Source organism: Gammaproteobacteria bacterium (genome assembly GCA_015709615.1).
In the GTDB taxonomy this organism is placed as follows: Bacteria; Pseudomonadota; Gammaproteobacteria; order Burkholderiales; family Nitrosomonadaceae; genus Nitrosomonas.
Map to the genome: position 1 here is coordinate 820,498 of CP054179.1, position 20,189 is coordinate 840,686.

The 20,189-nt window shown below is 51.4% G+C and carries 29 protein-coding genes, 3 tRNA genes and 3 pseudogenes; 6 read left to right on the top strand and 29 right to left on the bottom strand.

The window, feature by feature from the left end:
• The first annotated feature begins 24 nt into the window (after window positions 1-24).
• Window positions 25-405, top strand: a pseudogene (locus HRU77_03960) (transposase).
• A gap of 66 nt (window positions 406-471) precedes the next feature.
• Here the strand turns inward: HRU77_03960 and HRU77_03965 are convergent.
• From HRU77_03965 to HRU77_03980, 4 genes and pseudogenes are all read right to left on the bottom strand, one after another.
• Window positions 472-1,284 (bottom strand): transposase family protein, encoded by an 813-nt coding sequence (locus tag HRU77_03965; GenBank protein QOJ19923.1) that lies wholly within the window; start codon window positions 1,282-1,284, stop codon window positions 472-474.
• Between the two features lie 70 nt (window positions 1,285-1,354).
• Window positions 1,355-1,672, bottom strand: a pseudogene (locus HRU77_03970) (transposase).
• Between the two features lie 60 nt (window positions 1,673-1,732).
• Window positions 1,733-1,954, bottom strand: a pseudogene (locus tag HRU77_03975) (helix-turn-helix domain-containing protein).
• An 85-nt stretch (window positions 1,955-2,039) separates the two neighbouring features.
• A complete protein-coding gene (locus tag HRU77_03980) occupies window positions 2,040-2,342 on the bottom strand; it encodes a hypothetical protein (protein QOJ19924.1) in 303 nt (100 codons plus the stop codon).
• Between the two features lie 198 nt (window positions 2,343-2,540).
• On the opposite strand from HRU77_03980, the gene HRU77_03985 reads away from it, so the two are divergent.
• From HRU77_03985 to HRU77_04005, 5 genes are all read left to right on the top strand, one after another.
• Window positions 2,541-2,615, top strand: a tRNA-Gly gene (locus tag HRU77_03985).
• 109 nt (window positions 2,616-2,724) lie between these two features.
• Window positions 2,725-2,798: transfer RNA gene (locus HRU77_03990), tRNA-Cys, on the top strand.
• Window positions 2,799-2,817: 19 nt separating this feature from the next.
• A tRNA-Leu gene (locus HRU77_03995) sits at window positions 2,818-2,907 on the top strand.
• 140 nt (window positions 2,908-3,047) lie between these two features.
• Window positions 3,048-3,866 carry a damage-inducible protein D gene (locus tag HRU77_04000; protein QOJ19925.1) on the top strand — a complete coding sequence of 273 codons (819 nt, stop codon included), beginning with the start codon at window positions 3,048-3,050 and terminating at the stop codon, window positions 3,864-3,866.
• Between the two features lie 279 nt (window positions 3,867-4,145).
• Window positions 4,146-4,808, top strand: coding sequence for a KilA-N domain-containing protein (locus tag HRU77_04005; protein ID QOJ19926.1), 663 nt, complete (start codon window positions 4,146-4,148; stop codon window positions 4,806-4,808).
• Window positions 4,809-4,864: 56 nt separating this feature from the next.
• Here HRU77_04005 and HRU77_04010 read toward each other — a convergent pair whose 3' ends face one another.
• The 25 genes from HRU77_04010 to HRU77_04130 form a co-directional block, all read right to left on the bottom strand.
• Entirely contained in the window at window positions 4,865-5,413 is a 549-nt protein-coding gene (locus tag HRU77_04010; GenBank protein QOJ19927.1) for a hypothetical protein, read from the bottom strand.
• 322 nt (window positions 5,414-5,735) lie between these two features.
• Window positions 5,736-6,803 carry a hypothetical protein gene (locus HRU77_04015; GenBank protein ID QOJ19928.1) on the bottom strand — a complete coding sequence of 356 codons (1,068 nt, stop codon included), beginning with the start codon at window positions 6,801-6,803 and terminating at the stop codon, window positions 5,736-5,738.
• 1 nt (window position 6,804) lies between these two features.
• The gene (locus HRU77_04020) at window positions 6,805-7,617 is read right to left on the bottom strand and encodes a hypothetical protein (protein ID QOJ19929.1); all 813 of its coding nucleotides are present in this window, start codon (window positions 7,615-7,617) and stop codon (window positions 6,805-6,807) included.
• Window positions 7,617-7,913 carry a hypothetical protein gene (locus tag HRU77_04025; GenBank protein QOJ19930.1) on the bottom strand — a complete coding sequence of 99 codons (297 nt, stop codon included), beginning with the start codon at window positions 7,911-7,913 and terminating at the stop codon, window positions 7,617-7,619. Before HRU77_04025 ends, HRU77_04020 begins: the two co-directional genes overlap by 1 nt.
• A 10-nt stretch (window positions 7,914-7,923) precedes the next feature.
• Window positions 7,924-8,190: a hypothetical protein gene (locus HRU77_04030; protein QOJ19931.1), complete on the bottom strand. Its 267-nt coding sequence runs from the start codon at window positions 8,188-8,190 to the stop codon at window positions 7,924-7,926.
• A 17-nt stretch (window positions 8,191-8,207) separates the two neighbouring features.
• A complete protein-coding gene (locus tag HRU77_04035; GenBank protein QOJ19932.1) occupies window positions 8,208-8,495 on the bottom strand; it encodes a hypothetical protein in 288 nt (95 codons plus the stop codon).
• 72 nt (window positions 8,496-8,567) lie between these two features.
• Window positions 8,568-9,617: a late control protein gene (locus HRU77_04040; protein ID QOJ19933.1), complete on the bottom strand. Its 1,050-nt coding sequence runs from the start codon at window positions 9,615-9,617 to the stop codon at window positions 8,568-8,570.
• Window positions 9,618-9,620: 3 nt separating this feature from the next.
• Complete coding sequence (locus HRU77_04045; protein ID QOJ19934.1) at window positions 9,621-9,827, bottom strand: tail protein X; 207 nt, start codon at window positions 9,825-9,827, stop codon at window positions 9,621-9,623.
• Entirely contained in the window at window positions 9,802-10,593 is a 792-nt protein-coding gene (locus HRU77_04050) for a phage tail protein (GenBank protein QOJ22057.1), read from the bottom strand. Before HRU77_04050 ends, HRU77_04045 begins: the two co-directional genes overlap by 26 nt.
• Before the next feature lie 185 nt (window positions 10,594-10,778).
• Window positions 10,779-12,884 carry a phage tail tape measure protein gene (locus HRU77_04055; GenBank protein ID QOJ19935.1) on the bottom strand — a complete coding sequence of 702 codons (2,106 nt, stop codon included), beginning with the start codon at window positions 12,882-12,884 and terminating at the stop codon, window positions 10,779-10,781.
• A 21-nt stretch (window positions 12,885-12,905) separates the two neighbouring features.
• On the bottom strand, window positions 12,906-12,998 hold the full coding sequence (locus HRU77_04060) for a GpE family phage tail protein (protein ID QOJ19936.1): 93 nt from the start codon (window positions 12,996-12,998) through the stop codon (window positions 12,906-12,908).
• A 22-nt stretch (window positions 12,999-13,020) separates the two neighbouring features.
• Window positions 13,021-13,332, bottom strand: coding sequence for a phage tail assembly protein (locus HRU77_04065; GenBank protein ID QOJ19937.1), 312 nt, complete (start codon window positions 13,330-13,332; stop codon window positions 13,021-13,023).
• 12 nt (window positions 13,333-13,344) lie between these two features.
• Window positions 13,345-13,848, bottom strand: coding sequence for a phage major tail tube protein (locus tag HRU77_04070; protein ID QOJ19938.1), 504 nt, complete (start codon window positions 13,846-13,848; stop codon window positions 13,345-13,347).
• Between the two features lie 3 nt (window positions 13,849-13,851).
• Window positions 13,852-14,073: a hypothetical protein gene (locus tag HRU77_04075; protein ID QOJ19939.1), complete on the bottom strand. Its 222-nt coding sequence runs from the start codon at window positions 14,071-14,073 to the stop codon at window positions 13,852-13,854.
• 10 nt (window positions 14,074-14,083) lie between these two features.
• Window positions 14,084-15,244 carry a phage tail sheath family protein gene (locus HRU77_04080; GenBank protein QOJ19940.1) on the bottom strand — a complete coding sequence of 387 codons (1,161 nt, stop codon included), beginning with the start codon at window positions 15,242-15,244 and terminating at the stop codon, window positions 14,084-14,086.
• Between the two features lie 64 nt (window positions 15,245-15,308).
• On the bottom strand, window positions 15,309-15,818 hold the full coding sequence (locus HRU77_04085; GenBank protein ID QOJ19941.1) for a hypothetical protein: 510 nt from the start codon (window positions 15,816-15,818) through the stop codon (window positions 15,309-15,311).
• Between the two features lie 2 nt (window positions 15,819-15,820).
• Window positions 15,821-16,180, bottom strand: a complete 360-nt coding sequence (locus HRU77_04090) for a hypothetical protein (protein ID QOJ19942.1) — start codon at window positions 16,178-16,180, stop codon at window positions 15,821-15,823.
• Window positions 16,177-16,929 (bottom strand): phage tail protein, encoded by a 753-nt coding sequence (locus HRU77_04095; protein ID QOJ19943.1) that lies wholly within the window; start codon window positions 16,927-16,929, stop codon window positions 16,177-16,179. The genes HRU77_04090 and HRU77_04095 overlap by 4 nt, the downstream gene beginning before the upstream one ends.
• Window positions 16,930-16,939: 10 nt before the next feature.
• Window positions 16,940-17,557 carry a phage tail protein I gene (locus HRU77_04100; protein ID QOJ19944.1) on the bottom strand — a complete coding sequence of 206 codons (618 nt, stop codon included), beginning with the start codon at window positions 17,555-17,557 and terminating at the stop codon, window positions 16,940-16,942.
• A complete protein-coding gene (locus tag HRU77_04105; protein ID QOJ19945.1) occupies window positions 17,550-18,410 on the bottom strand; it encodes a baseplate J/gp47 family protein in 861 nt (286 codons plus the stop codon). Before HRU77_04105 ends, HRU77_04100 begins: the two co-directional genes overlap by 8 nt.
• Complete coding sequence (locus tag HRU77_04110; GenBank protein ID QOJ19946.1) at window positions 18,407-18,742, bottom strand: GPW/gp25 family protein; 336 nt, start codon at window positions 18,740-18,742, stop codon at window positions 18,407-18,409. Before HRU77_04110 ends, HRU77_04105 begins: the two co-directional genes overlap by 4 nt.
• A gap of 2 nt (window positions 18,743-18,744) precedes the next feature.
• Entirely contained in the window at window positions 18,745-18,930 is a 186-nt protein-coding gene (locus tag HRU77_04115; GenBank protein QOJ19947.1) for a hypothetical protein, read from the bottom strand.
• An 18-nt stretch (window positions 18,931-18,948) separates the two neighbouring features.
• On the bottom strand, window positions 18,949-19,239 hold the full coding sequence (locus tag HRU77_04120) for a PAAR domain-containing protein (protein ID QOJ19948.1): 291 nt from the start codon (window positions 19,237-19,239) through the stop codon (window positions 18,949-18,951).
• A gap of 12 nt (window positions 19,240-19,251) precedes the next feature.
• On the bottom strand, window positions 19,252-19,659 hold the full coding sequence (locus tag HRU77_04125) for a phage baseplate assembly protein V (protein QOJ19949.1): 408 nt from the start codon (window positions 19,657-19,659) through the stop codon (window positions 19,252-19,254).
• Entirely contained in the window at window positions 19,656-20,186 is a 531-nt protein-coding gene (locus tag HRU77_04130; protein QOJ19950.1) for a hypothetical protein, read from the bottom strand. The genes HRU77_04125 and HRU77_04130 overlap by 4 nt, the downstream gene beginning before the upstream one ends.
• Window positions 20,187-20,189: the final 3 nt, after the last annotated feature.

Here is a 20,189-nt window from a genome sequence, read left to right on the forward strand (position 1 = left end):
TGGCAGGAAACTGCTAATATAAAAATGACCACACCCAAACCCCTGCCGAGCGACTTAATTGATAGCCTGTTGGCCGATTACAAAAAGCCGGAAGATTTAATCGGTGAGCATGGTCTTATCAAGCAACTCACCAAAGCGTTGGTTGAGCGCGCCCTGCAAGCAGAAATGGCCGAGCATCTTGGTCACGATAAGCACGAAACGGCAATCAATGCCACTGGCAATACCAGAAATGGTAAAAGTCGTAAGACCCTGAAAGGTGAATTCGGTGAGTTACCCATCGAGATCCCCCGTGACCGTGAAGGCAGCTTCGAGCCTTTGATCATTTCCAAGCATCAGACCCGCTGGGCGGGCTTTGATGACAAGATCCTCTCGCTGTATGCTCGTGGCATGACTGACCAGGTCAAGTAGAACCGGACAACCAGTTAAGCGATTTTTTTCAATTCTTCTGTTTCTACCTCATTGTAAGAAATCTCAGGGTTGTTTACAGAGAGGTTGATTGAAATAAGCGAAGAGTATTTCATAAGGGGTAGCATTATTCAAACTCTTATGAGGCTTAACGGTATTGTAGAAGTTAATGAAACGGAGAAGCTGAATGCGTCGATCGGCGCTGTCTTTAAAGTGAATCTTACTGTGCCACATGTCCATCAGGGTACGGATGACCCGCTCAGCTTTGCCGTTGGTTTGAGGACGATTGACACGAGTAAACTTCTGACCGATACCGTGTTGCCTGCAAGCTTTGACAAAAGCATGATCGTCAGTTCCTTTAAATTCCGTGCCGTTATCGGAATAAGTGCAATCGATTTGATAAGGACATTGGGCAACAGTAGCGATGAGAAAGCAAGCGGCGCTGTATTGAGTATTATCGGGGAAGATATCGGCATACAATTCCCTGGAGAAATCATCGATGGCCACAAACAGGTACTCGCGAGGTTTATTGGCAGACTGTCCTTTCAATAATGGAAGCCGCTTGGTATCGAGGTGAACGAGCTCGCCCGGATAAGATTTGTTATAGCGCTTCGCTTCACGCTTGAGACGTTCCTGGATGGTTTGCTCTACTTTAGCCAAACGTTTGAGGCCATACTGCAGTGTTTTGAAGCGCTGATTGGTACTGCTACGCGGAGTAAATTCCTGGAGTCTGGCTCGTTTCAGTACGTCATAAATCGTTGGCCGGCTGACGTGAAAGTATTCTGCCAGCTGAACTACCTTCCACAGCCGGGTTTGATACAGCCGCCAGATTTCCTGACGATCCAATAATGTTAAGCGAGTGCGTTTGTGTATGTTCATCTACAGTATTCTCCTGAATACTGTAAACAACGCTAGAAATTCTTACACTATCGACAAATACCATCGTCATTTCGACCGGCGGTCGAGCTCCGCCTGTGCGAAATATGCCGATGCCTTACGCAATATTTCGTTGGCACGCTTTAATTCCCGATTTTCCCGTTCCAATTCCTTGAGCCGCTCACGATCCGATCGTCGACAGTCCGCCTCGAATTCCCTGATCCCTCTCCGCTCTTCTTACCCATGTCCGCAACGTTTCCGCCGTGCAGCCAATCTTCGATGCTATCGATTTGATCGCCGACCATTGCGATTCATGCTCCTTTTGCTGCTCGAATAACAATCTTACCGCTCGTTCTCGTACTTCCGGTGAATAACTGATTTGATTCTTCATCTTCTCCTCCTCTCAAATCATTTTATCTCCGGAAATCCCGGGGCGATTCACTGTGACCACTGCTTCCGTCGTTTCTTCCACACGGTTCTTGATATTGGGCTTGCGCCGGTTTGCATCAAGCAGAGCCTCAACACCTCCGGTTACCACAGCAGCTTGATAGCGATAGAAAGTATAGCGGGAAAAACCCATCACCTTGCAGGTGCGGGATACATTGCCAAGTTCGACTGCCAGATTAAGCAAGCCAATCTTGTGTTTGACGACATTCTGTTGAAAACTACTCATGGAATTATTCCTTTGCGCTTGCGCGCTTGGTTGATAAAGATTCACACCTCTATCAATAATCCCACTCCTCGGCAAGACCCTGCTGTCAAATCAAGTCTGAATTACTACATGTAAAAGTTAACCGGTCGGAAAATTCGCTAGTGGCTATTTTTTCCAGGAATTTCCTGGCTTTTTCAGTGACCCCCGCTCCATGTCGCAAATACGATTGCGCCGCTAGTGCAGGCGAATAATCGCTGACCGTATATCCCTGTGCATTTATTTCTTGCAACGTCACCGCCGTCACTGTCAGCTTTCCTTTTCCCAGCTTGATCACCAGCAGCTTCTTTCCGCTCGTCCCCGCGATGATTGCGGTATTGCGGTGATGATTGATAATTACAGTCGGTTGCATACTTTGTCAATTTCAAACTTTCGATAGTACATTATAAATACGACTCCACTGTTCATCATTTGGAATATTCTTCCGTCAATCCAGCAAAAAAATGTTTTCTTCATTCTTAGTTTGCATTTTCTTGACCAAAACGTACGGCATCTCTATAATTCGCCCTTTGTTTCTGATGTGATTCGAGTCACACAGCAACTTCTTAATGCGGGAATAGCTCAGTGGTAGAGCACAACCTTGCCAAGGTTGGGGTCGCGAGTTCGAGCCTCGTTTCCCGCTCCATTCTTTCTAGGAATGGCTCTTTTGAAATTTTAATTTGCTGGGGATCGAGCAACTCCTTACCAGCTTTTTTCCGTTGGATTGGCGGTACCTTTAGAAGTTATGCAATGATGGCGGGGTGGCAGAGTGGTCATGCAGCGGCCTGCAAAGCCGTCTACGCCGGTTCGATTCCGACCCCCGCCTCCACCGATCTGATACTTCCATCGCCCGGGTGGTGAAATTGGTAGACACAAGGGACTTAAAATCCCTCGGGCCTAAAACGCCCGTGCCGGTTCGATTCCGGCTCCGGGCACCAAAAGCAACAGGTTACGCGATTTTAGCAGTCAAAAAAATTTCCTGTCTGTTCCGCAATTCCGGTTTTGTTCCGCAATTCTGAAAAATCCACATGCTGTATACTGCACTTTATAATAAAAAAATAATTATATTTTGGAGCATATGATGACAGCCTTTGATATTCAAACTTTCGAAGAAAGCGCCAAAGAGAATGGGCAGAGGTATTGGGACGCTCTTCAGTTTATGGATATGCTCGGGTATGAAAGCTGGTCATCATTCAAGACAGTCATTCAAAAATCAATGAGCAATTGCTTGAGTCTTGGCATAGAAACCGAAGATGTTTTTATTCCGATGACGCTTGATGATGGCTCCAAGACTTATAAACTTTCAAGATTTGCTTGTTTTCTTATTGCAATGCAAGCGGACAGCAAGAAACCAGAGGTAGTCAAAGCGCAAGTTGCTCTTGCATCGCTGGCTGAGGCATTACTGGAAGAAAAACTATCTGAAACAGGAATTACCCGCATAGAAGAGCGCAGCAAGTTAACGACAGCCGAAAAACATCTGAGCGGCGTTGCTAAATCGGCCGGTCTTTTGACTGGCATGGAATATGCCATCTTCAAGGATGCAGGTTTTCGTGGAATGTACAACATGCCCCTAAAACAACTTCAGGAATATAAAGGTGCTGAAAACGGGAAGACTCTTTATGACTTTATGGGCATCACCGAACTTGCAGCCAATACATTCCGTGTTACCCAAACCGCCGAAAGGATGAAAAGAAATAACGTTAAAGGCATTAACGAATCCGCCAGCACAGCCAAAGAAGTAGGCAAGGAAGTAAGAAGTATTATGCTTAAATCTTCTGGTATTGCGCCGGAAAATCTACCGCTTGAAGGCGATATTTCTTCCGTCAAAAAACAAATTAAATCTACAAACACTAAAATGAAAAAGCTTGACGGAAAATCCCCAAAAGAAAAAAAGTAATCATGCAAACTGAAACATCACGACCACTCTCTCAAATTTGACAAATAAAACCATCTAGGCGCAGAATTCGCGCAGGTGCTCAAAACACCCCCCGCAAGCGGATAGCCCCGCGCCCGATAGTCGTGGTTTTTTTACGCCCATAGTTTACCTATGGCTGGGTGTTAGGCTAATAAAATACCTGTTTCGGCAGGGAATACGCCAGCCGTCTTGCGGCGGTTTTGAGCCCCCGGCCACCCCATCAAAAAGGGTGAATTCAAAACTAACCGCAAGGAGGCCATCATGGCTGCATTAACTATTCTTACGACCGAAATCCGTCAGATCGATGGACTATATTCCCTAAACGATTTACACAAAGCTGCTGGCGGTGAAGCAAAGCATCAACCGAGCAATTTTCTTCGCAACACCCAAACAAGAGAATTAATCACCGAAATATCCAATTCCTCAGATTTGAGGAATCCACTAAAAACCAAGCAAGGAACCGGAACATACATCTGCAAGGAACTGGTATACGCCTACGCGATGTGGATCAGCGCAAAATTCCACCTGCAAGTCATCCGCGCATTCGATGCGATCCATAACCCCGTCGATCGAACCGCCCAGATGGAAGAAATCGGGAAAGCATTCGAGAAGCAATACCAAAAACTCAGAAAACAGTACAACTACCCGCGCAAGCTGCTGGAGCAATCCGGCTTCGTCTCAGCCGACGGCAAACACCCGGCCAGGCTCAACATGTCCATGCTCACCAACACAAAAGCATTCATTTCCCCATTGATGCACTTGCTCAACGAAATGCGCATCGATGGCCACGACGTATCCGCCCCTTGGGATGAATTTATTGCGATGCGGGAGGCGCTCATCGCAGCAGACAAGGCACTGGAAAAGATTTACATGGAAGCATTGCAGGTTAACTTCAGATCAGCCAGTACGGCGGGGAATAAATAATAGAAGCAGATCTTTATTTTTGAAAAAGCTGCCCGATTTTATCGGGCAGCGCTCATTCAGCCATTTATATCCGGCATCACCTCCACCAGCGGCAAGCAAGTCTTCCGCAATGTTTCGTACTGTATCACTACTCGTTGCGCGTCTGCGGCAAGTTCCCAAAGATTCTGTTCAATCTGTCCGGGAAGTCTGATTCGACCGGTTTCGCTACCACCGAGGCCGGTACCTTGAGTTTCTGCTGTTGCTCCAGCGGCACGATCTGCACAGTTTTTGGCGTCGATCCACAACCCGCGATTAGCAGCGCGCACACCAGCAAGATCGTTATTAAGCTTGTCTTTTGCAATAATTTCATTTTCAAGCGCCTCCGTTAATGCAGTTGTTTGTTTTTCGCGCTCTTTGGCCATTGCTTGCGCTGCATCGGCAACAGCTTGCGCCAGTTCTTTGCTGCGCTTTTCTTCTTTTTCCAGCCACTCCGCGCGTTCTGCGGTGCGGCCATCCTCAAAAATGCCATCATGAATATTTGTAGCGATGTGCCCGACAAAAAGCGTGCATAAAATAATGAGCGCTGCCCAAAGTGCGTATTTGATCAGCGTTGCGTATCCGGCCATATCAACTCCTATTGCGCGAATTTGAATAAATTTTGAATGCATACCCCATGAGCAGCGTCATAAGCGTTTGCAGCGCACCGAGAATCAACACGATGTCACTTGCAGACATTCCTTTATCTGCTGCAAAATAAGCGTACCGGAATGATTCCCGCGTCACTTCAAGATACATAAAAAGAAAGAAGGAAATCACCAACCTTCTGAATAAATGATGATTCTCAAGCTGATCAGCAATCGATCGCATCAAATTAACAACATGAACCATTATTACCTCTCCAAAATCACTAAAACCGCTTCGGTTCTTTTATTAAAGCGCGATCTTTTATTACGCCAATCGATACAGATCAATCGCCGCCGGTGCGTACAGCACGGAATTTGACGGCGGGTAATCTCTTATAATGATGTTCCAGAACCAGCCCTCGCAAGGGCCGCCCTGGCTATACATCAAGATAGGCATTATCCGTCCCCAGGGCAGTCCAAATTCATCTTTGGTTCTGCCGATGTGATGACAAATGATCTGATCATCGATTGCAAACAGGCATATTCCTTTCGATTCATGCATATGGATATAGCCCTCAACCTTGAACCAGGCATCAAGAGTTACGGGAGCCGTTTTATGGGTTTCGTACCAATAAATTTTGTTTGGAGACACGGCGTTGAACGGAAGAATTCCGCTTGGATCTGTCGTCATGCCTCCATTTGCACCATTGTCCGCGATAGCACGCCACCGCAACGAACCATCTTGCATGCGTACTATATGTAGTACAGTGCGAAACCCTCCGCCGTACTGATTTTTTGTTCCGTCATACCACCCGCCTGTTTTGAAATCAACCTGCACAGCCGAGTCGTTGACATTAGGTATTTGCGCCGATAACGCACCGGGGCGCTTGCACCAATAGCTGAAATACACATCACCAAGCAATGGCGGAAGCGGATTCGTGTTATCGGAAACACGGTTAAACATCAGATCAAGTTGCCCGCCAAAAGGTTGATTTACGTGGCTGACATGATCGATTTGGCCAGTATCCTTCAGGTTTAGATGCAACGCTCTGCCGGTCGATCCATCCGGGCCGGTCATTGTAGGAAAATCAACAACAGCATAATTGCCAACGTTTGCCGGGCTGAGAGTTGCAAATTTATGACCCAGATAAATAACCGACCAGTTGCAGTTTAAAGCCTGTCCGTCACCACCGTTCGGGAAGCTGGGCTGAGCTGTAGGCCAGGTAAAACCGGTAGTTAAATCAGTCCCGGACATCTGATCTTGTACGCCATTTGCCGCAAAATTATCGTGCGTTGTATTAGCCTCGAAATTGCTCTCGAACAGAAGTGTAGAAATCAGATTAGGCGTAAACGTTTTTATGCCGCTCAGAATAGTTGTTCGATCAATAGTCATTTTAATCCCCTGATCCGCAAGTAATGATCTCTACAAAACATGAATAGAGATGAGCTGCATCTTTGGTTGCGGCTACACCAACAGTATTTGACGTACCGAAATTAAAACCATAGTCCAAATACACGTCCTGCATGTCCATATTATCAATATCCGTAATGCCGTTTATCGAGTACAAATCGGTCATGGTATTGCCGTCCCACATATTGAAAACAACCTGTTTGCCGAGCAATTGCATGGTTGAACTATCGGTGCGTTTAATAACGAGGTTGTGTTCTGCGCAACCATCATTTGCAATTGCTCCGTACGAATACAACAATTCTTTGTTGTCTATTGGATTCGAGCTTCTGCCGAACAGCAGTCTCCTGATCAAGAATTTAGTGTTGTCACCGGCATCCATAAACAACCGTTGATAAGAGGCTTGAACTCTGATCATGTCTCCATTCTGGAGAAATGATCCATTCAGCGGCGAAAATGGAATCTTGATTTTCAGCTTGGAATCGAACGTACCGCTGCGCGTCGGTGTGGCGTTATATTTAACGCCCGCATTTACTCTTCCTCCCACAGGTTTCCAGCGATAGTCATCGCTAAAGCAAAGTTGGCCATTGTTCGCAATATCAGTGAAGAAAACTACCAAACCGCGATTTCCCTTGGCTAGAGGTGCATCGTAAAAAGGGCATTTGATGTCTGACTGGATAAGCTGATTGCCATCCGCACCGATAAGCATGTCACTGCCACCGGAAGTGGCTTTCCTGATCATTCCAGCGGATAGTGCATCTTCCAGGTCAAATACCGCTCTTTGTTCACCCGCACCCATCAGAATGACCTCCCTACCAAGTGGTATTCGAATTTACCGGTTAGGCCGTCTCGCGCGGCGACTACGCCAATTCTGGAACCTTCCGGCACGTGATATTTTTCCGTGTTGCCTTTCAGCACAATATCCCCACTGGTTCTCGTAACATCCGCTGCATTATCTGGGTCGATTTTCACCCGGATATCAACCGGCGTATAAACCTTATACACGCCCGCAGGCAATGGCCCGGTTTGCACGCCGGCATCACCGATGTCCAACTGCGGGCCTTGCTGGTGCCCTTCAATGTATAGCGCTTCCATCCTCGTTCTCCTACAGCTTGAATATTTTCAATATAAACTCCAAAGCGCCGGTGAATTTTCCGGCAGCCATTAGCGCACCCGCGATGAGAATCGTGCTGACAATGCGCGTGGCAATTTCTATTCCGCGCCAATAGCCTTTGTTTTCGGCCTTCTCTTCCAGCAAGATATTCGCTGTGACTTTCGCGGTGATTTGCATTTTTTCCAGCTCACGCTCAAGAAAAAGCACCCGCACCTGGAGTTTTCCCACATCGTTCGCGTACGGACATTCCTGTGACATGGTTTGATATCTCCGGGTTATAAGCTCGAGCCGATAAACACCCCAAGACAAAAACTACCAACTAAAGCCACACCCACAATCAATGCCGTCCATTTGCTGCGCACTGTTTTTTCAAGATACGGATCAACAAACTGATCAGCTACTGCATTGCCCGCTTCGAATTTATCCAAATGCGCATTGACGTTCGATTTCGCGTCCGTGATGGCGGTTTGCACACGCTGACGCAGGTCGGTGAGGCTGCTGGTATCAATCACTTGCTGAATCTTTCCCAATTCTTTCTCGAGCTGATCTTTAATTTCTTGCATTTTGCGATCCTCTAAAATAAAAAAGCCGCGTTTTAAGCGCGGCTTCGGTTGATAATCCGGTTCAATCTCAGGTCATTCGATTTTCAAAACTTGCAATTCTTTTTTCTTGGCATCGACCCGCCCTATTCCGCTTTTTCCTTCGTTGCCTGCATTGATGCGGATTGTGGTGATCCAGGCGGTTCTGGAGAAATTCTGTTCGACCGATTCGATCAAGTAGGTCCCATCGGCTTCATCCTTAATGCCGGCCAGTTCCAGCCATTTTTCCGCGCCCACGTCGGCCCGCCCGTGCGTCAGTTCGATACGGCCGCTCATCGTGGCGCGGTTGAGTGAGGCCTTGCGGCTTTTTGCGGCGGCCTGCGCTTCATCGGCTGTGGGGTGGATATGCCGGTCGGTGTGCTTCGGAGCGTGCGCGATGCCCGGCGCGGAATCGTTCGACAAGACGATTGTTTGCAATTGCCCGGTGCTGCGGTTGTGATAGCTCGCGCGCACTTCGCTGGACAACGCACGATCCGGAAACGATAGTGAATAGCTGGCGATATCGTCGCGGTGCAACGTTATCGATGGCATTTTCAGCCCACTGCCGCTCTTGCCCTCTCCGCGCGTAACCACGATTAACTTGCCGTCCTTAACCGTGGCTGTTGCACCGTACTGCCTTGCCATGCGGGTGATGAAGTGCATATCGGATTCATTGATCTGATCGGCGCGGGCAATAGCGGGATTCAACGGACAGAAAGGCTGCAACCCGTTATCCCGGGCAATGTCGCCGGTAATCGCATCCAAAGTGGTGCTTTCCCATGAACGGCGCTTCTGCTCTTTTAACGATGCCACCAGATCACCCGGTTTTCCGCGAATCATCATGCTCTGCGGAGGTCCGCTGATTTCTATTTCATCGACCTTGTAGCGGCCGACAAATTTCAGCGGTTCGCCGGCGTAACCCAGACTGATTTCAAGAGTCGCACCCTTCTTCGGGAAAGCGACCGCACCATCGCGATCGTCGATCACGATTTCGCAATCGTCCGATTCCAGTCCTGGTTTATCAGTCGTGCGTAGCGACAGCAACCGGTCACGCAAAAGATCAGTGATGTCCTGATTGTCCGCAATTACTTTGAAATCCGGTTTCATGCATCAGCTCCACAACTGCACAGGCTTATTCACTTTCACCGGGAAATCCGGCAGCGTGATCAAAATCCCGGAAGCGAACGGTTGCCCTAATTTGGCCAAACCGGGATTGGCGTCGATCACCGCTTCCACCGTGCCGTTCAGGTTGCCGTAATAGCGATAGCACAGCGTATCCAACCGGTCGCCGTCAGATGTTCTGATAGTCTTCGCCATAGCGCTGGAATTCCAGGGTGAATTGCTGCTTGCGCGGCATGCCGTCGGCAAACAGTCCGCTTTGTTCTTCTTCGATGCGCGTCAGATACCATTGCCCCAGCGTTTCGCCATAACCTGTAGTCAGGTTGAGCGGCGTCATCGCATAACCTATGCCGCGCAGCCTGTCCAACTGGCCGGCGCCGGATTTCTTGGTAAAAATCGCACCACTGATGGTAATGGTCTCCCCGCCCCTGGATACCGCTTGCAGCGCATCGCTGCGGGTCAGGCGGCTTTGCGCGGCAACGTTATAATGCGTTTGCCGCCGCAAAGTGTCATACCCGGCGGTCGACAGATTAAAGTAATAGCTCTCGCCGGTTTGCGACGTCAGCACCAGCAAATGCGCGTGCGACGCCCCGGCATCCGGCAATCCGCCACGGAATCCGCTTAATAAATCGCTGGGGGATAGCGCGGTAAGTTCGATATTTTCCAAGCTGGGCGATCCAGGATTGAATGCCGCGTTGAAAGCCAGTTGCACGCTGTCGAATATCCCGCCGGTTGTCAGCACGGCGTTATTGATCGAGCCGCCAACGCCATTGATGGCGCTCGAAGGATCGCCGCCGGAAATTCCGGTCACGCCGAGCAAAATGCGGTTGCCAAGCGTTGTCATCAGGCGGATGCTGCTTGCAATGCTGTTAAGCCCGCGCGCCGCTGCGGCGGCATCGGCTCCCAGCACGCCGCTTGTCAGCAGACTGTTTGCCTGCGCCAGCGCTTGGCCTGCGGCCTGCATGTTGACGGTACCGGCATTTTCAATACGGCTAAGCGAATCGATCAGCAAAATCAGCTTCTGCGCAGCAATATTGCCCGCGGCGGCACTGCGCGTAACCATGCCCTGCATCCTCCGGGTTTGCTCGCAGGCTACGCTGCAGCGGCTTGCCGCCGTATCGATCAACTGATTAAAGAACATGCTCCGCCCTATTGCGCGTACGCGGAATCGAACATCGCGCCGTTGGCTTTCCTCGCCTGCACCTGTTCAAACTCGTGCTGCAATTTACGCACAATCTCATTCGCCATCTGGTTCGGGTCTTTGGCATCGCCTTGCACCGTTACCTGGATCGTCGGCGAGAAAGTGTTATTTTGCGTTGCTGGCGCGGTTGCAGGTTCTGAAGCAGTTTTTCCTTCGGGAAGAATGCTCTTGTCGCCTGATCCAGAAAAAATTTTATTTGCTAAAAAATCAGTCCCCAACCCACCAAGCACACCGCCAATAGTGGCAAGCACCGCGGAGCCGATTGGGCCCGCAGCCAAGCCGGTCATAGCACCAATCTTGGCACCCGCGATACTACCGCCGATTCCTCCGATACCTGATAAAACCGATTTAAATCCTGTAGAGCCTGCTGCCGCACCTGGCAAATTAAGTTTCTCACCGATACCGCCGGGAATCTTTCCGCCACCAACCAGCGTCAGCAAGCCTTGCAAAATCTTGAGACCACCCCATAACAACTTGACAACGCCAACCACGGCACCAATCGCCGCAAATGCCGCAGCCGCAAAGGTCAGGGCTTGCACGGCTTGCGGTGATTCCTTGGCAAGCGCTTCAATCGCACCGCCGATGCGTATGATTTGATCGGCAAACCAATCGGTAACCGGCGATAGCGCATCACCCACGCGGATCATTACCCGGTTGAATGCATTGCCCGCTTCACTCCACTTCCGCGCCGATGCTGCTCGGCGGTGGGCTAAATCCTCTTCGATCTTGGCTTCGCCGTCAGCCGCCTGGATCATGCTCAAATTGCTTTCATGCAGTTTCTGGTTTTGCAGCACCGCCAAAGCGGCTTGCTTCGCCTGCCGGTCGGAGATGAATTCCGACAAACCGGCCATTTCAAGATAGCCATCGAGCATTTTTTGCGCAGCAGCCGGGTCTTGCGCATCGGCGATCTGCTTTTGCAGATCGGCCATTTTCGCCGCTTTCGCCGGATCGGATTGGCTCGACATTTTTTGAACCAGTTTCAAAAATGCCGTGACCGGATCGAGTCCTTGCGAAATCGCCAGCTCCATCGAGTTTTGCAGGCTGAAGCCTTTTTTCTCGAACTTGGATATAGTGTCTTCGGATGTGATCTTGCTGAACAAATTGGCCAGGTTATTCACCGCTTCATCGGTGCTGCCTGCCGCTTTCATTTGCGTTTGCAGCATATTGGCCAGCTCCGCCGCGCCACGCTCACCCGAGAAACCGAACATCGTCATTTGTGGCATCAGGCTGGCAAAATGCTTAGCCATGTCTTTCGATTCGAAGCTGCCCAGATCACCGGCAACAGCTACACTGCCGAGTGTTTTTCTCATTATTTCTGGAGCATTTTTCATTACTTTTTCATTGATTCCAGACTGGCGTAGCGCCAGAATCATCTTCGCAACGTCTTCGGATTGGGCGTTCTGACCGATACTGAACTGCGCCATCGTTTTGGCCATGCTGGCGGCTTCTTCCACCGCCATGCCACCGGCAACGAGCGTATTGACCGCTTGCGCCAGTTCGCTGTGATTCATGCCGCTATCCTGCGCATCTTTCAGAATGCCTTCGGATAACGCCTGTTCCTTCACCGTGCGGGCAATGCCGCCTTTGATGGCGATATCGCGCACTATCGATTCGAAATTCGCCGAAGCCAGCGCGGGAACCACGGTTGCCGCCACGACACCAGCGACGGCTTGACCAGATCGCTTGATGTTCTGCATCGCATCGCCGATTTTTGCATTTCCAGCATCCACCAGCTCCAAGCCTTTGACCGTTTTCCCCAACTGAGCGTATTCATGCTGCAAATCTTTGACGTTGATCCCGTGCTTCTTCAGGTTTTCAATGCTCTTGTCGTGCTTTTCCTTGATCTTGGCGAACGCATCGGTACCGGCAGCCTTATTCAGTTCCTCGCGCAGGCGGATCGTATCTCCGATCATCGACTTGAAGCCGCGCGCCGATTCAGCTTGTTTCTTGAAATAACCGATCTTCGATGTTGCGGAACCGATAGCCCTGCTGAAACTTGTTGCAACGGCGCCGCCGATGATCATTCCTAAGCTGATATTGTTACCGAATGCCATGTTCAATCAATCCGTAAAATTTCAACAGCGCTTCAACCACTCGATAAATTCGGGCAGTTCCAATTCATCGATTTCAGACGGCTGGAAATGATATGTTCGAGCGATCATTGCCATGCCGTCCCATAGTTCTTGCTGGCTAGGTATTTTCTGAATCGTAAGGGTCCGCAGATAGGCGTTGAAATGCACGCTGAAGTTTGCGGTAGTCCGCAAAATCCAGTTCCTCCAAATCATTGGGTGCGCAATCGGTCAATCTACAGAGCAAAATAAATTCAAACTCCGCGTTGTCTCCTTTCGATAGTTTCCAGGCTATACGCTGATCCTTGGTCGACATACGGCGCATGACCAATTGATCTGTCGTAACGCCGTTGACATTGATTGGAAAGCTCAGTTTGATGATTTCATTCAGATTCATTTGATTCAGGCTTGTTTGTTTTTCTTCATTGCTCATATTTCCCTCTCTTTACATGCCAATCGCCGCGCGTTCTTCGGCGGCTTCATCCTTGCCGTTGATCACGCGGACATTGTTCAGATAATCCAGCTCATAAATCACCTGCCCGTCGACTTCCAGCTTGTAATAGCTGGGCGCGATGCTGTATTTGTTTTCCGCTTTATCGCCCGGCTTCCAATCGCCCATGTCGATTTCTTCCAGCATGCCGCGGAAGGTGGCGATTACCGGTACCACAGCACCCTTTTGATCCTTGAAAGCGCCCCGGAAATTGCCGTTGAATGCGGTATCGTCGGCCAGACCAAAGAAAACCAATGCATCGGTCGCCATGCCGGTCAATGAGAAGCTGGCTTCCATCACCTCCATGCCCATACCCATTTTGACCGGTCCGTCCATGCCGCCGGCGCGGTGTTCATCAGTCTTGCGTTTCAGCTTCGGCAGCGTAATTGACGTGACCTGCCCCGCAAAACCTTTTCCGTCGACGAAAAGGTTCATATTCACGAGTGTTTGTGGAATCATTTGCTACTCCTCTTCAATAATGTCGATGCCATCGGGTGTCAGCTTCAGGTTGCCGTCGCACCGAACCAATAAACCGCGCGCGAACAGATAATTCAGATCGAAATCGTAATCATCCGGAACATGGCCGCTCAGACCGGCCAATGGCAAACCAAACCCATTCGGATGTGCGCGCATTTCGCGATAAACCGCATGCAAGATGCGGCGGCGGGTATCGTTTATTTTCATGACGGAATCCTTATGTATTGATATCCAGCACTTCGGTGATCCATTGATTGGTCACTTCCACGCGGAATTGCGGGTTTTCGGCTGGCGGCACGTCGGTGAAACGGATGTTCCAGTACACCTTGCCCTGTTCCAGCTGGCTGGCGGTGTTCAGTTCCGGATCCGGGTACACCTCGAAATTGATGATCGCGCCCAGTGCTTTCAGGTCGCGCATGAAGGCTTGCAGTCCTTCTGTCACGTCTTTCACGTAGGTTTTGGTGATGGAGCGGTCAACCGCCCATTTGTGCCCGAACAGGATCGCATCCATGACGATATCGAGCGTGCGCACGCGGGTGACGAACGACCACTTGGCGTCCGTCGACAATGTGCGGTTACCCCACAGGCGGTAGCCGCCATCGCGGATGATCGTTGTGATAAACGCATTGTTCAAAAGATTCGCCCGGCAGGTTTCATCACCATCCAGAAATTCAACCGGGCGCGCGGTACCGATCACATTCAGGAATTCCTTGTTCGACGGCGATGCCCAGAAGCCGTATTCCTTGTCGGTTCTGGCAAACAGTCCGGCGACATAAGGCGATGCGGGCATGACGATCTCGGCGGAGGTTGTTTCGTCCCAAACCTTCAATGCCGGGTCAACCATATAAATACGCTTGGAGCCGAAATTCTCCGCGTAGTCGATAGCGTCATCATCGGTGGTATCCGGTCCGTCCACGATGGCGATTGCGCGCAGTTTCGCCGCCAGCGTGTCCATTGCAGCTGCTACCGCTTGCGTGCTGGAATGCCCGGGTGCCACAATCAGGCGCGGTTGCGCATTGAATTTGCTCTTTCCATCCAGCAGCGCTTGCAGTCCGGTGCGCGCACCGCCCACGGTAACACCGCCGATAATGGCGCTGATGGTGGCAGCATCATCGACGCCAACTTGCACGCCGACCGCAACGACCACGGCGGACGATTGATCGAAGACGCCTTTCAGCGCCCGCGTGATCGGAGCGGATGCGCCGAACTTGGCCACCGCTTCACGGTAGCTGGTAATCAGCACCGGCTCATTGTATGCAGCCAGACCGGAACCGGTTGTAAAAATCCCAACCAGCCCGATGATCGAACTGGAAGGGATGGATATCGGGCGCGGTCCGGTATCGACCAGAGAAACAGTGACTCCATGGAAAAACGACATAATGGACTCCTAAAAATAAAAAACCCGCCGGAGCGGGTCATTGAAGAATCGTGCGATTGGCCGCTTAATAAATCGCGATTTCCGTCTGCCCGGTGATTGCCGTCGTGGGTGCTGGCAGAATCATATCGGTGCGGATGCCGTAAACGCCGGGATTTGTGACAGTAAACGAGAGCGGTCCGACACCATCCGTCAATGTGACCGTAATCATTTGATCCATTTGATTGGTGACTTTATTCAGCAGTGGCACATAATAAATTTGATCCACATCCAGAATCGCATCCGTCGATGCATCCTTCACCGTGATCGAGCCGGTAATTGTCGATGCCGCAGCGGCTGCCACGGGCACATCGATCACCGTTACCGGCTTGAATGCCCTGGCCGCCAGCACGGCGGCATAATCCGCCCTTTCCACTAGCGCCGAGCCGTTCCAATGCCAGCGCTCGGGGTCATCCAGGTGACCGTCATGAACATGGTGCGTGTTGTCGTATTGCGCCAGAATTTCGGATTCCACGCGCTCGTTGTCAGTATCGACATATGCAACATAATTACCTTCTGAATCGAATATCGTTTTCATGATTAATGGGTTCCCGTCGTTTCTTCGTAGATCACCAGCGAGCATTTTCTGGCCGCCGCCATGCTAATGGTATCTCCCGCCGTCAATTTTACGAACCTTGGGCGCATAACAAAATTGCTACCCCCAGTGTCTTCTACAAAAGAGTTATCGGATGCGGCTGAACTTTGACCTGACGCTTGCGTAAAAGAAGTTCTCAATAAAGCTGCACCCCCACTCATCCATGACGTTGTGATTCCATTTGAGACCACATCCAGGGTTCCGCTGCCTGCTTCCATCGCTACCAACTCCACTTCGGCAACGGTTCCTGCCGGGCAGGTGTACAACGTGCCGGAAGCTGATGTTTTCAATGAGGATACGTTCATCTATGTCTCCATATTTTTTTACGAAATAAACGGTTATTGGCATTTACCACCGCCACCAGATCGGCATCGGTGGCATATTGCGGATGTGGGTCGCTTTCGGCCAAATGCGCTGACATGGCGGCGGATACTTCAGCATCACTCGCAAGCGATGACGGAAGTTGCGACAGCGGCACCAGTCCGCTGCCATCGAGCGATGCCACACCATTGGCTGCCGCGCGTTTGGATTCCAGGATGTATTGCGGGTGCGGATTGGCTTTGGCCTCATGCGCCGCCATGGCATTGGCGATGGCCTGATTGGTCGCCACCACCACGGCGGGATCCATGATCAGTTGCACGATAGCGGTGTTGCTGACGATCAGTAACATGCTGATGATCATATCCGCACCTACACCCTCGGACAGTACCGGTTTCGGTGTCGCCGGGAAATTGGATACTCCCAGCAATTTATTGCCGCCGCCGTTGCCGCCGATCAATCCCAGTTCGCGGATAGTCCAACCGCCGACCGTCGGGATCAACACACATTCGCACTTGAGCAGACCGGGGTTCTCGGGATCGGTGGTAATGCTGGTGATCGGCAGCCGATGTACCTCATGCACCAGCGCGGTCATCGATTGCGCGGGCGTCACTGCAGAGCCGTTGCCATCGCCGATTGCAATGTGCGTGATCGGCAGCGTCAACCCGGACACTTCCGCATTGCCCCATTCGGCTAGACCAGTATCGGTCAAGAAGCCGTAGTATGTTTGTGTCATTGATTAATCCTTATTCGAGCGGGTAAATCGTTATCGATTGCGTGACATGCACACTAATCGCCGAGTGCACCGCTAAATCCGGCGATGTCAATTCAGTTATCTGGTAAGGCTGTATTTCTATAATCTGGCCGTACAGACACGAGATCGCGGCATGCACATTCAAATTGGAACGTGCGATCAATTCCAAGTCGTAATGGCTGCGCACTGGCTTTGCCGCGTCGATTTGCCGCCGGATCGCCGCAATCGCTGCGGCATCGATACCGCGATTGCTGATGTCCACTTCGGCATGAAACGTGTGCGGCGTGCCTTGCGGTTCGGTTTGCCACCACTCCACCAGCCGCCCTTCGTGCCCGAGGCTAGTGAGCGCTTTCAATACCGCGCCCACGGTGCCTTTCTTGCGGTGAATATCAATACTGGCGGCAATCACGCGGCGTTGCGTGGCTTCGTCCCAGGTTTCGTCCCAATCGTCCACCGACAAGGCCCAGGCGAGCCACGGCAGCAATTCGGCCGGGCAGTTTTCCGCGTCCCACAGCTTGGCGATCACATCCGGCGATAAATCGGGTTGCGTTGCATTCGCGATGGCCGCTTCCAGCGCCGTCTGGTTTTGTGGCAATAGGGAATTAGCCATCGGTCACCACCTCCGCAGTCAGCGCGATGCCGGTGCAATGCGATGCTTGGCGCGGTCCTATCTCCACATCCGCCAGCGGACTGGCAAGCACGACCTTTTTGACACCACCAGGTTGATGCAATGCCGCATAAAAACCGGACAACGTCACGTCCATACCCAGTTTCGCGTGTTCAAAAACATACGCTTGCACCGCCGCTTGCGCCGCGGCAAGAATCGGCGCGGAGGCCGGGCCGGGATATATTTGCAGCGTTGCGGTTATCGCAAACGGCACGATTTCCGCCGCTTCCACGGTCACTTCATCGGTCAGCGGCCTGCGCGTTTCAGCGGACAAATAAGCATCAACGGTGTCGATCAATTCAGTATCCGGCTCTCCATCGCCTTCGGTAGACAAAACCGTGACGCGAACTTGTCCCGGCGTCGGGCTATCGACCGCGACGTCCTTCACCAGATTGGACGCGGATAGCGCATGAAACACGTAACTGCCGTGGCTGCCCGCGACCGTCACGCCCTCCAGCGCCATTTGCGCCCGCAGGCGCAACCGGTCGTCAAGCTCCGGCTCTTCACCATCGGTCAAACGTATCACGCCCAGCAATGCGGCGATATTTTCCAGGTCACTGCCGGTTGCATACGCCAGCATGCAAGCCCGTGCGGTGTCATTAATGCGCGCCCGCAGCAAAGTTTCCCGGTAGGCTGAAAGTTCCAGCAGTTTCACCACCGGATCGGATTCAAGTGCAGCCGTCCAATCCGGGTACAGCGCTTTGAAACCGGTCAGAACTTCCTGGTAAATTTCCTCGAAATCCAGCGCTTCGACGACATCCGGTGCGGGGATTTTGGTTAAATCGATAGTTGTCACGCAGTCACCTCAATCAGTACGCTTTCACCCTGATATTCGCCATAAATCACCATGTCTACCCGGCCATCCACCACCGCCACGACATTCACGCGCGAGAGTTTCAAACGTGGCTCCCAGCGTCCTAGTGAGCGGGCAATTTCCGCCTGCACGGCGGATATCCAGCCCTTATTCACCGGCAAATCCACCATGCGCGGCAGATGTGAGCCATATTCCGGGCGCATCACGCGGCTGCCGACCGGTGTGGTCAGGATGTCGGTGATCGATTGCTTGAGATGTTCGTAACCCGATAGCGGCCGGCCGCTTTGCCGGTTAACACCGGTTAGCGATTGCATTTTTAGACACGCTCAAAATCGGGATGGCTATCCAGATGCACGATCAATGCCGCATCGGTTGCTTCTATCGTTGATTTTTCCACCACAAAAGAGCGGCCGTCATCCAATACAATGGTGCGGCTTTTGAAAGCTTTGTCTTTGAAAACAACCGGTGCTGCCGAAGCTTCGGCTTTGTCTGATTTTGCCATTTCAACTCCCGAGAATATTTATCCTGCAAAAACATTATTACTACCCGTTGCCACGGTTGACCCGCACGCTACCGGATCGCCGATTCGCCCGAGCTGCAATCCGTTGCAAAACACCGTACTGCTGCCGCTCTGTAAAACGGAATCGTGACATTCCGGAATCGATGGACAGCAGTGCGTCTGCCAACCGTCACTTTGCCGGTGTGCCGGAATGCCGTTCACGAATACATTCGGACTTGCTGAAGAACTTGGCCGCGGCGGCCAGCAGCCGTGACCGCTGCAAATATCGCCAAGTCTCGTTACTGCGGGCATCGTTCGTATCCGTTAATTCAAATCGATTCTCGGCGCATCGATGGTGACGCCTTCGTTGGTCATGGTGAACGTGGATGCTCCCACGCGGATGATGAAAGTGAATCCGGCGGGCAGATCCCATAAAACGGTTTTTTCTTCGTTGCTCGGTGCGGCATGCTGCGTGGTATAAAACCCCGGCATTACACCTGCTTGTTCCGGCCTGCCCGATGGCGACAGAATGATGACCTGTTCGCCGATGGAAGGCGGGCGCCAGTGGCGCACTTCACCGGCTGCCAGAGAATTCCATGGCAACCAGGCTGAAACCCAGTCACCTGAGCGCACCCGCACGCGCGCATTGGCGTGATCGACTGCTTCCACGGTGCCGAACATCAGCATGCTCGATACAAGCCGGTCGGTTTCTGATTGCGGAAAATCGTTCATGGCGCTTCCGGATCGGTACCCGCTTCCCAATAAAGCTCTTCCTTACCTGCGCCGGTATCCGGATAAAGCCCGAGCATCAACGTCAATCCTGTTTCATCAGGATATGGCCAGACCGGATCACCCAGGTGGAATTCATGCGTCCATTCGACCATCCACACCAAGTACCCGTCCAGTTCCGGCTTGAAGGCGTCTTCGCCAATTTGCAGCAATTTGGACACACCGATTTCCAGGCCCCATGTTTCATGCTGAATGGCCACCGCGATCCGTGCAGCCAGCTCGCGCACTTGCATGTACGCATCGGACAGATTCGGATCGACAACAGCGCGCGCCTGGAAATGACCAATCAGTGCGGTTTCACCGGTACCCGGATCGGTTCCGTTATCCATTTCGGATAATTCAATCAGCACCGCCGGAATGTTGATTCGGCGTTGAATTACCGGATAAGCATCGACCGTCGATATTCCGGTCAGCTTGGATTGCATTCCGGCAACGATTGCGGTGTGCAATTGAGCAAGGTTCTCGATCATGAT

Excerpts from the sequence above, each read along its gene's own strand:
- HRU77_04035 (QOJ19932.1), bottom strand. The coding sequence starts at position 8,495 with ATGCAAGAAATTAAAGATCAGCTCGAGAAAGAATTGGGAAAGATTCAG.
- HRU77_03965 (QOJ19923.1), bottom strand. The coding sequence starts at position 1,284 with ATGAACATACACAAACGCACTCGCTTAACATTATTGGATCGTCAGGAA.
- HRU77_04060 (QOJ19936.1), bottom strand. The coding sequence starts at position 12,998 with ATGGCAATGATCGCTCGAACATATCATTTCCAGCCGTCTGAAATCGAT.
- HRU77_04065 (QOJ19937.1), bottom strand. The coding sequence starts at position 13,332 with ATGAGCAATGAAGAAAAACAAACAAGCCTGAATCAAATGAATCTGAAT.
- HRU77_04100 (QOJ19944.1), bottom strand. The coding sequence starts at position 17,557 with ATGGCTAATTCCCTATTGCCACAAAACCAGACGGCGCTGGAAGCGGCC.
- HRU77_04120 (QOJ19948.1), bottom strand. The coding sequence starts at position 19,239 with ATGCCCGCAGTAACGAGACTTGGCGATATTTGCAGCGGTCACGGCTGC.
- HRU77_04000 (QOJ19925.1), top strand. The coding sequence starts at position 3,048 with ATGATGACAGCCTTTGATATTCAAACTTTCGAAGAAAGCGCCAAAGAG.
- HRU77_04130 (QOJ19950.1), bottom strand. The coding sequence starts at position 20,186 with ATGATCGAGAACCTTGCTCAATTGCACACCGCAATCGTTGCCGGAATG.
- HRU77_04025 (QOJ19930.1), bottom strand. The coding sequence starts at position 7,913 with ATGGAAGCGCTATACATTGAAGGGCACCAGCAAGGCCCGCAGTTGGAC.
- HRU77_04050 (QOJ22057.1), bottom strand. The coding sequence starts at position 10,593 with ATGCAGGCCGCAGGCCAAGCGCTGGCGCAGGCAAACAGTCTGCTGACA.
- HRU77_03980 (QOJ19924.1), bottom strand. The coding sequence starts at position 2,342 with ATGCAACCGACTGTAATTATCAATCATCACCGCAATACCGCAATCATC.
- HRU77_04115 (QOJ19947.1), bottom strand. The coding sequence starts at position 18,930 with ATGGCAAAATCAGACAAAGCCGAAGCTTCGGCAGCACCGGTTGTTTTC.
- HRU77_04010 (QOJ19927.1), bottom strand. The coding sequence starts at position 5,413 with ATGGCCGGATACGCAACGCTGATCAAATACGCACTTTGGGCAGCGCTC.
- HRU77_04045 (QOJ19934.1), bottom strand. The coding sequence starts at position 9,827 with ATGGCGAAGACTATCAGAACATCTGACGGCGACCGGTTGGATACGCTG.
- HRU77_04055 (QOJ19935.1), bottom strand. The coding sequence starts at position 12,884 with ATGGCATTCGGTAACAATATCAGCTTAGGAATGATCATCGGCGGCGCC.
- HRU77_04080 (QOJ19940.1), bottom strand. The coding sequence starts at position 15,244 with ATGTCGTTTTTCCATGGAGTCACTGTTTCTCTGGTCGATACCGGACCG.
- HRU77_04075 (QOJ19939.1), bottom strand. The coding sequence starts at position 14,073 with ATGAAAATAAACGATACCCGCCGCCGCATCTTGCATGCGGTTTATCGC.
- HRU77_04020 (QOJ19929.1), bottom strand. The coding sequence starts at position 7,617 with ATGGGTGCGGGTGAACAAAGAGCGGTATTTGACCTGGAAGATGCACTA.
- HRU77_04040 (QOJ19933.1), bottom strand. The coding sequence starts at position 9,617 with ATGAAACCGGATTTCAAAGTAATTGCGGACAATCAGGACATCACTGAT.
- HRU77_04090 (QOJ19942.1), bottom strand. The coding sequence starts at position 16,180 with ATGAACGTATCCTCATTGAAAACATCAGCTTCCGGCACGTTGTACACC.
- HRU77_04085 (QOJ19941.1), bottom strand. The coding sequence starts at position 15,818 with ATGAAAACGATATTCGATTCAGAAGGTAATTATGTTGCATATGTCGAT.
- HRU77_04005 (QOJ19926.1), top strand. The coding sequence starts at position 4,146 with ATGGCTGCATTAACTATTCTTACGACCGAAATCCGTCAGATCGATGGA.
- HRU77_04070 (QOJ19938.1), bottom strand. The coding sequence starts at position 13,848 with ATGATTCCACAAACACTCGTGAATATGAACCTTTTCGTCGACGGAAAA.
- HRU77_04125 (QOJ19949.1), bottom strand. The coding sequence starts at position 19,659 with ATGAACGATTTTCCGCAATCAGAAACCGACCGGCTTGTATCGAGCATG.
- HRU77_04095 (QOJ19943.1), bottom strand. The coding sequence starts at position 16,929 with ATGACACAAACATACTACGGCTTCTTGACCGATACTGGTCTAGCCGAA.
- HRU77_04030 (QOJ19931.1), bottom strand. The coding sequence starts at position 8,190 with ATGTCACAGGAATGTCCGTACGCGAACGATGTGGGAAAACTCCAGGTG.
- HRU77_04110 (QOJ19946.1), bottom strand. The coding sequence starts at position 18,742 with ATGCAATCGCTAACCGGTGTTAACCGGCAAAGCGGCCGGCCGCTATCG.
- HRU77_04015 (QOJ19928.1), bottom strand. The coding sequence starts at position 6,803 with ATGACTATTGATCGAACAACTATTCTGAGCGGCATAAAAACGTTTACG.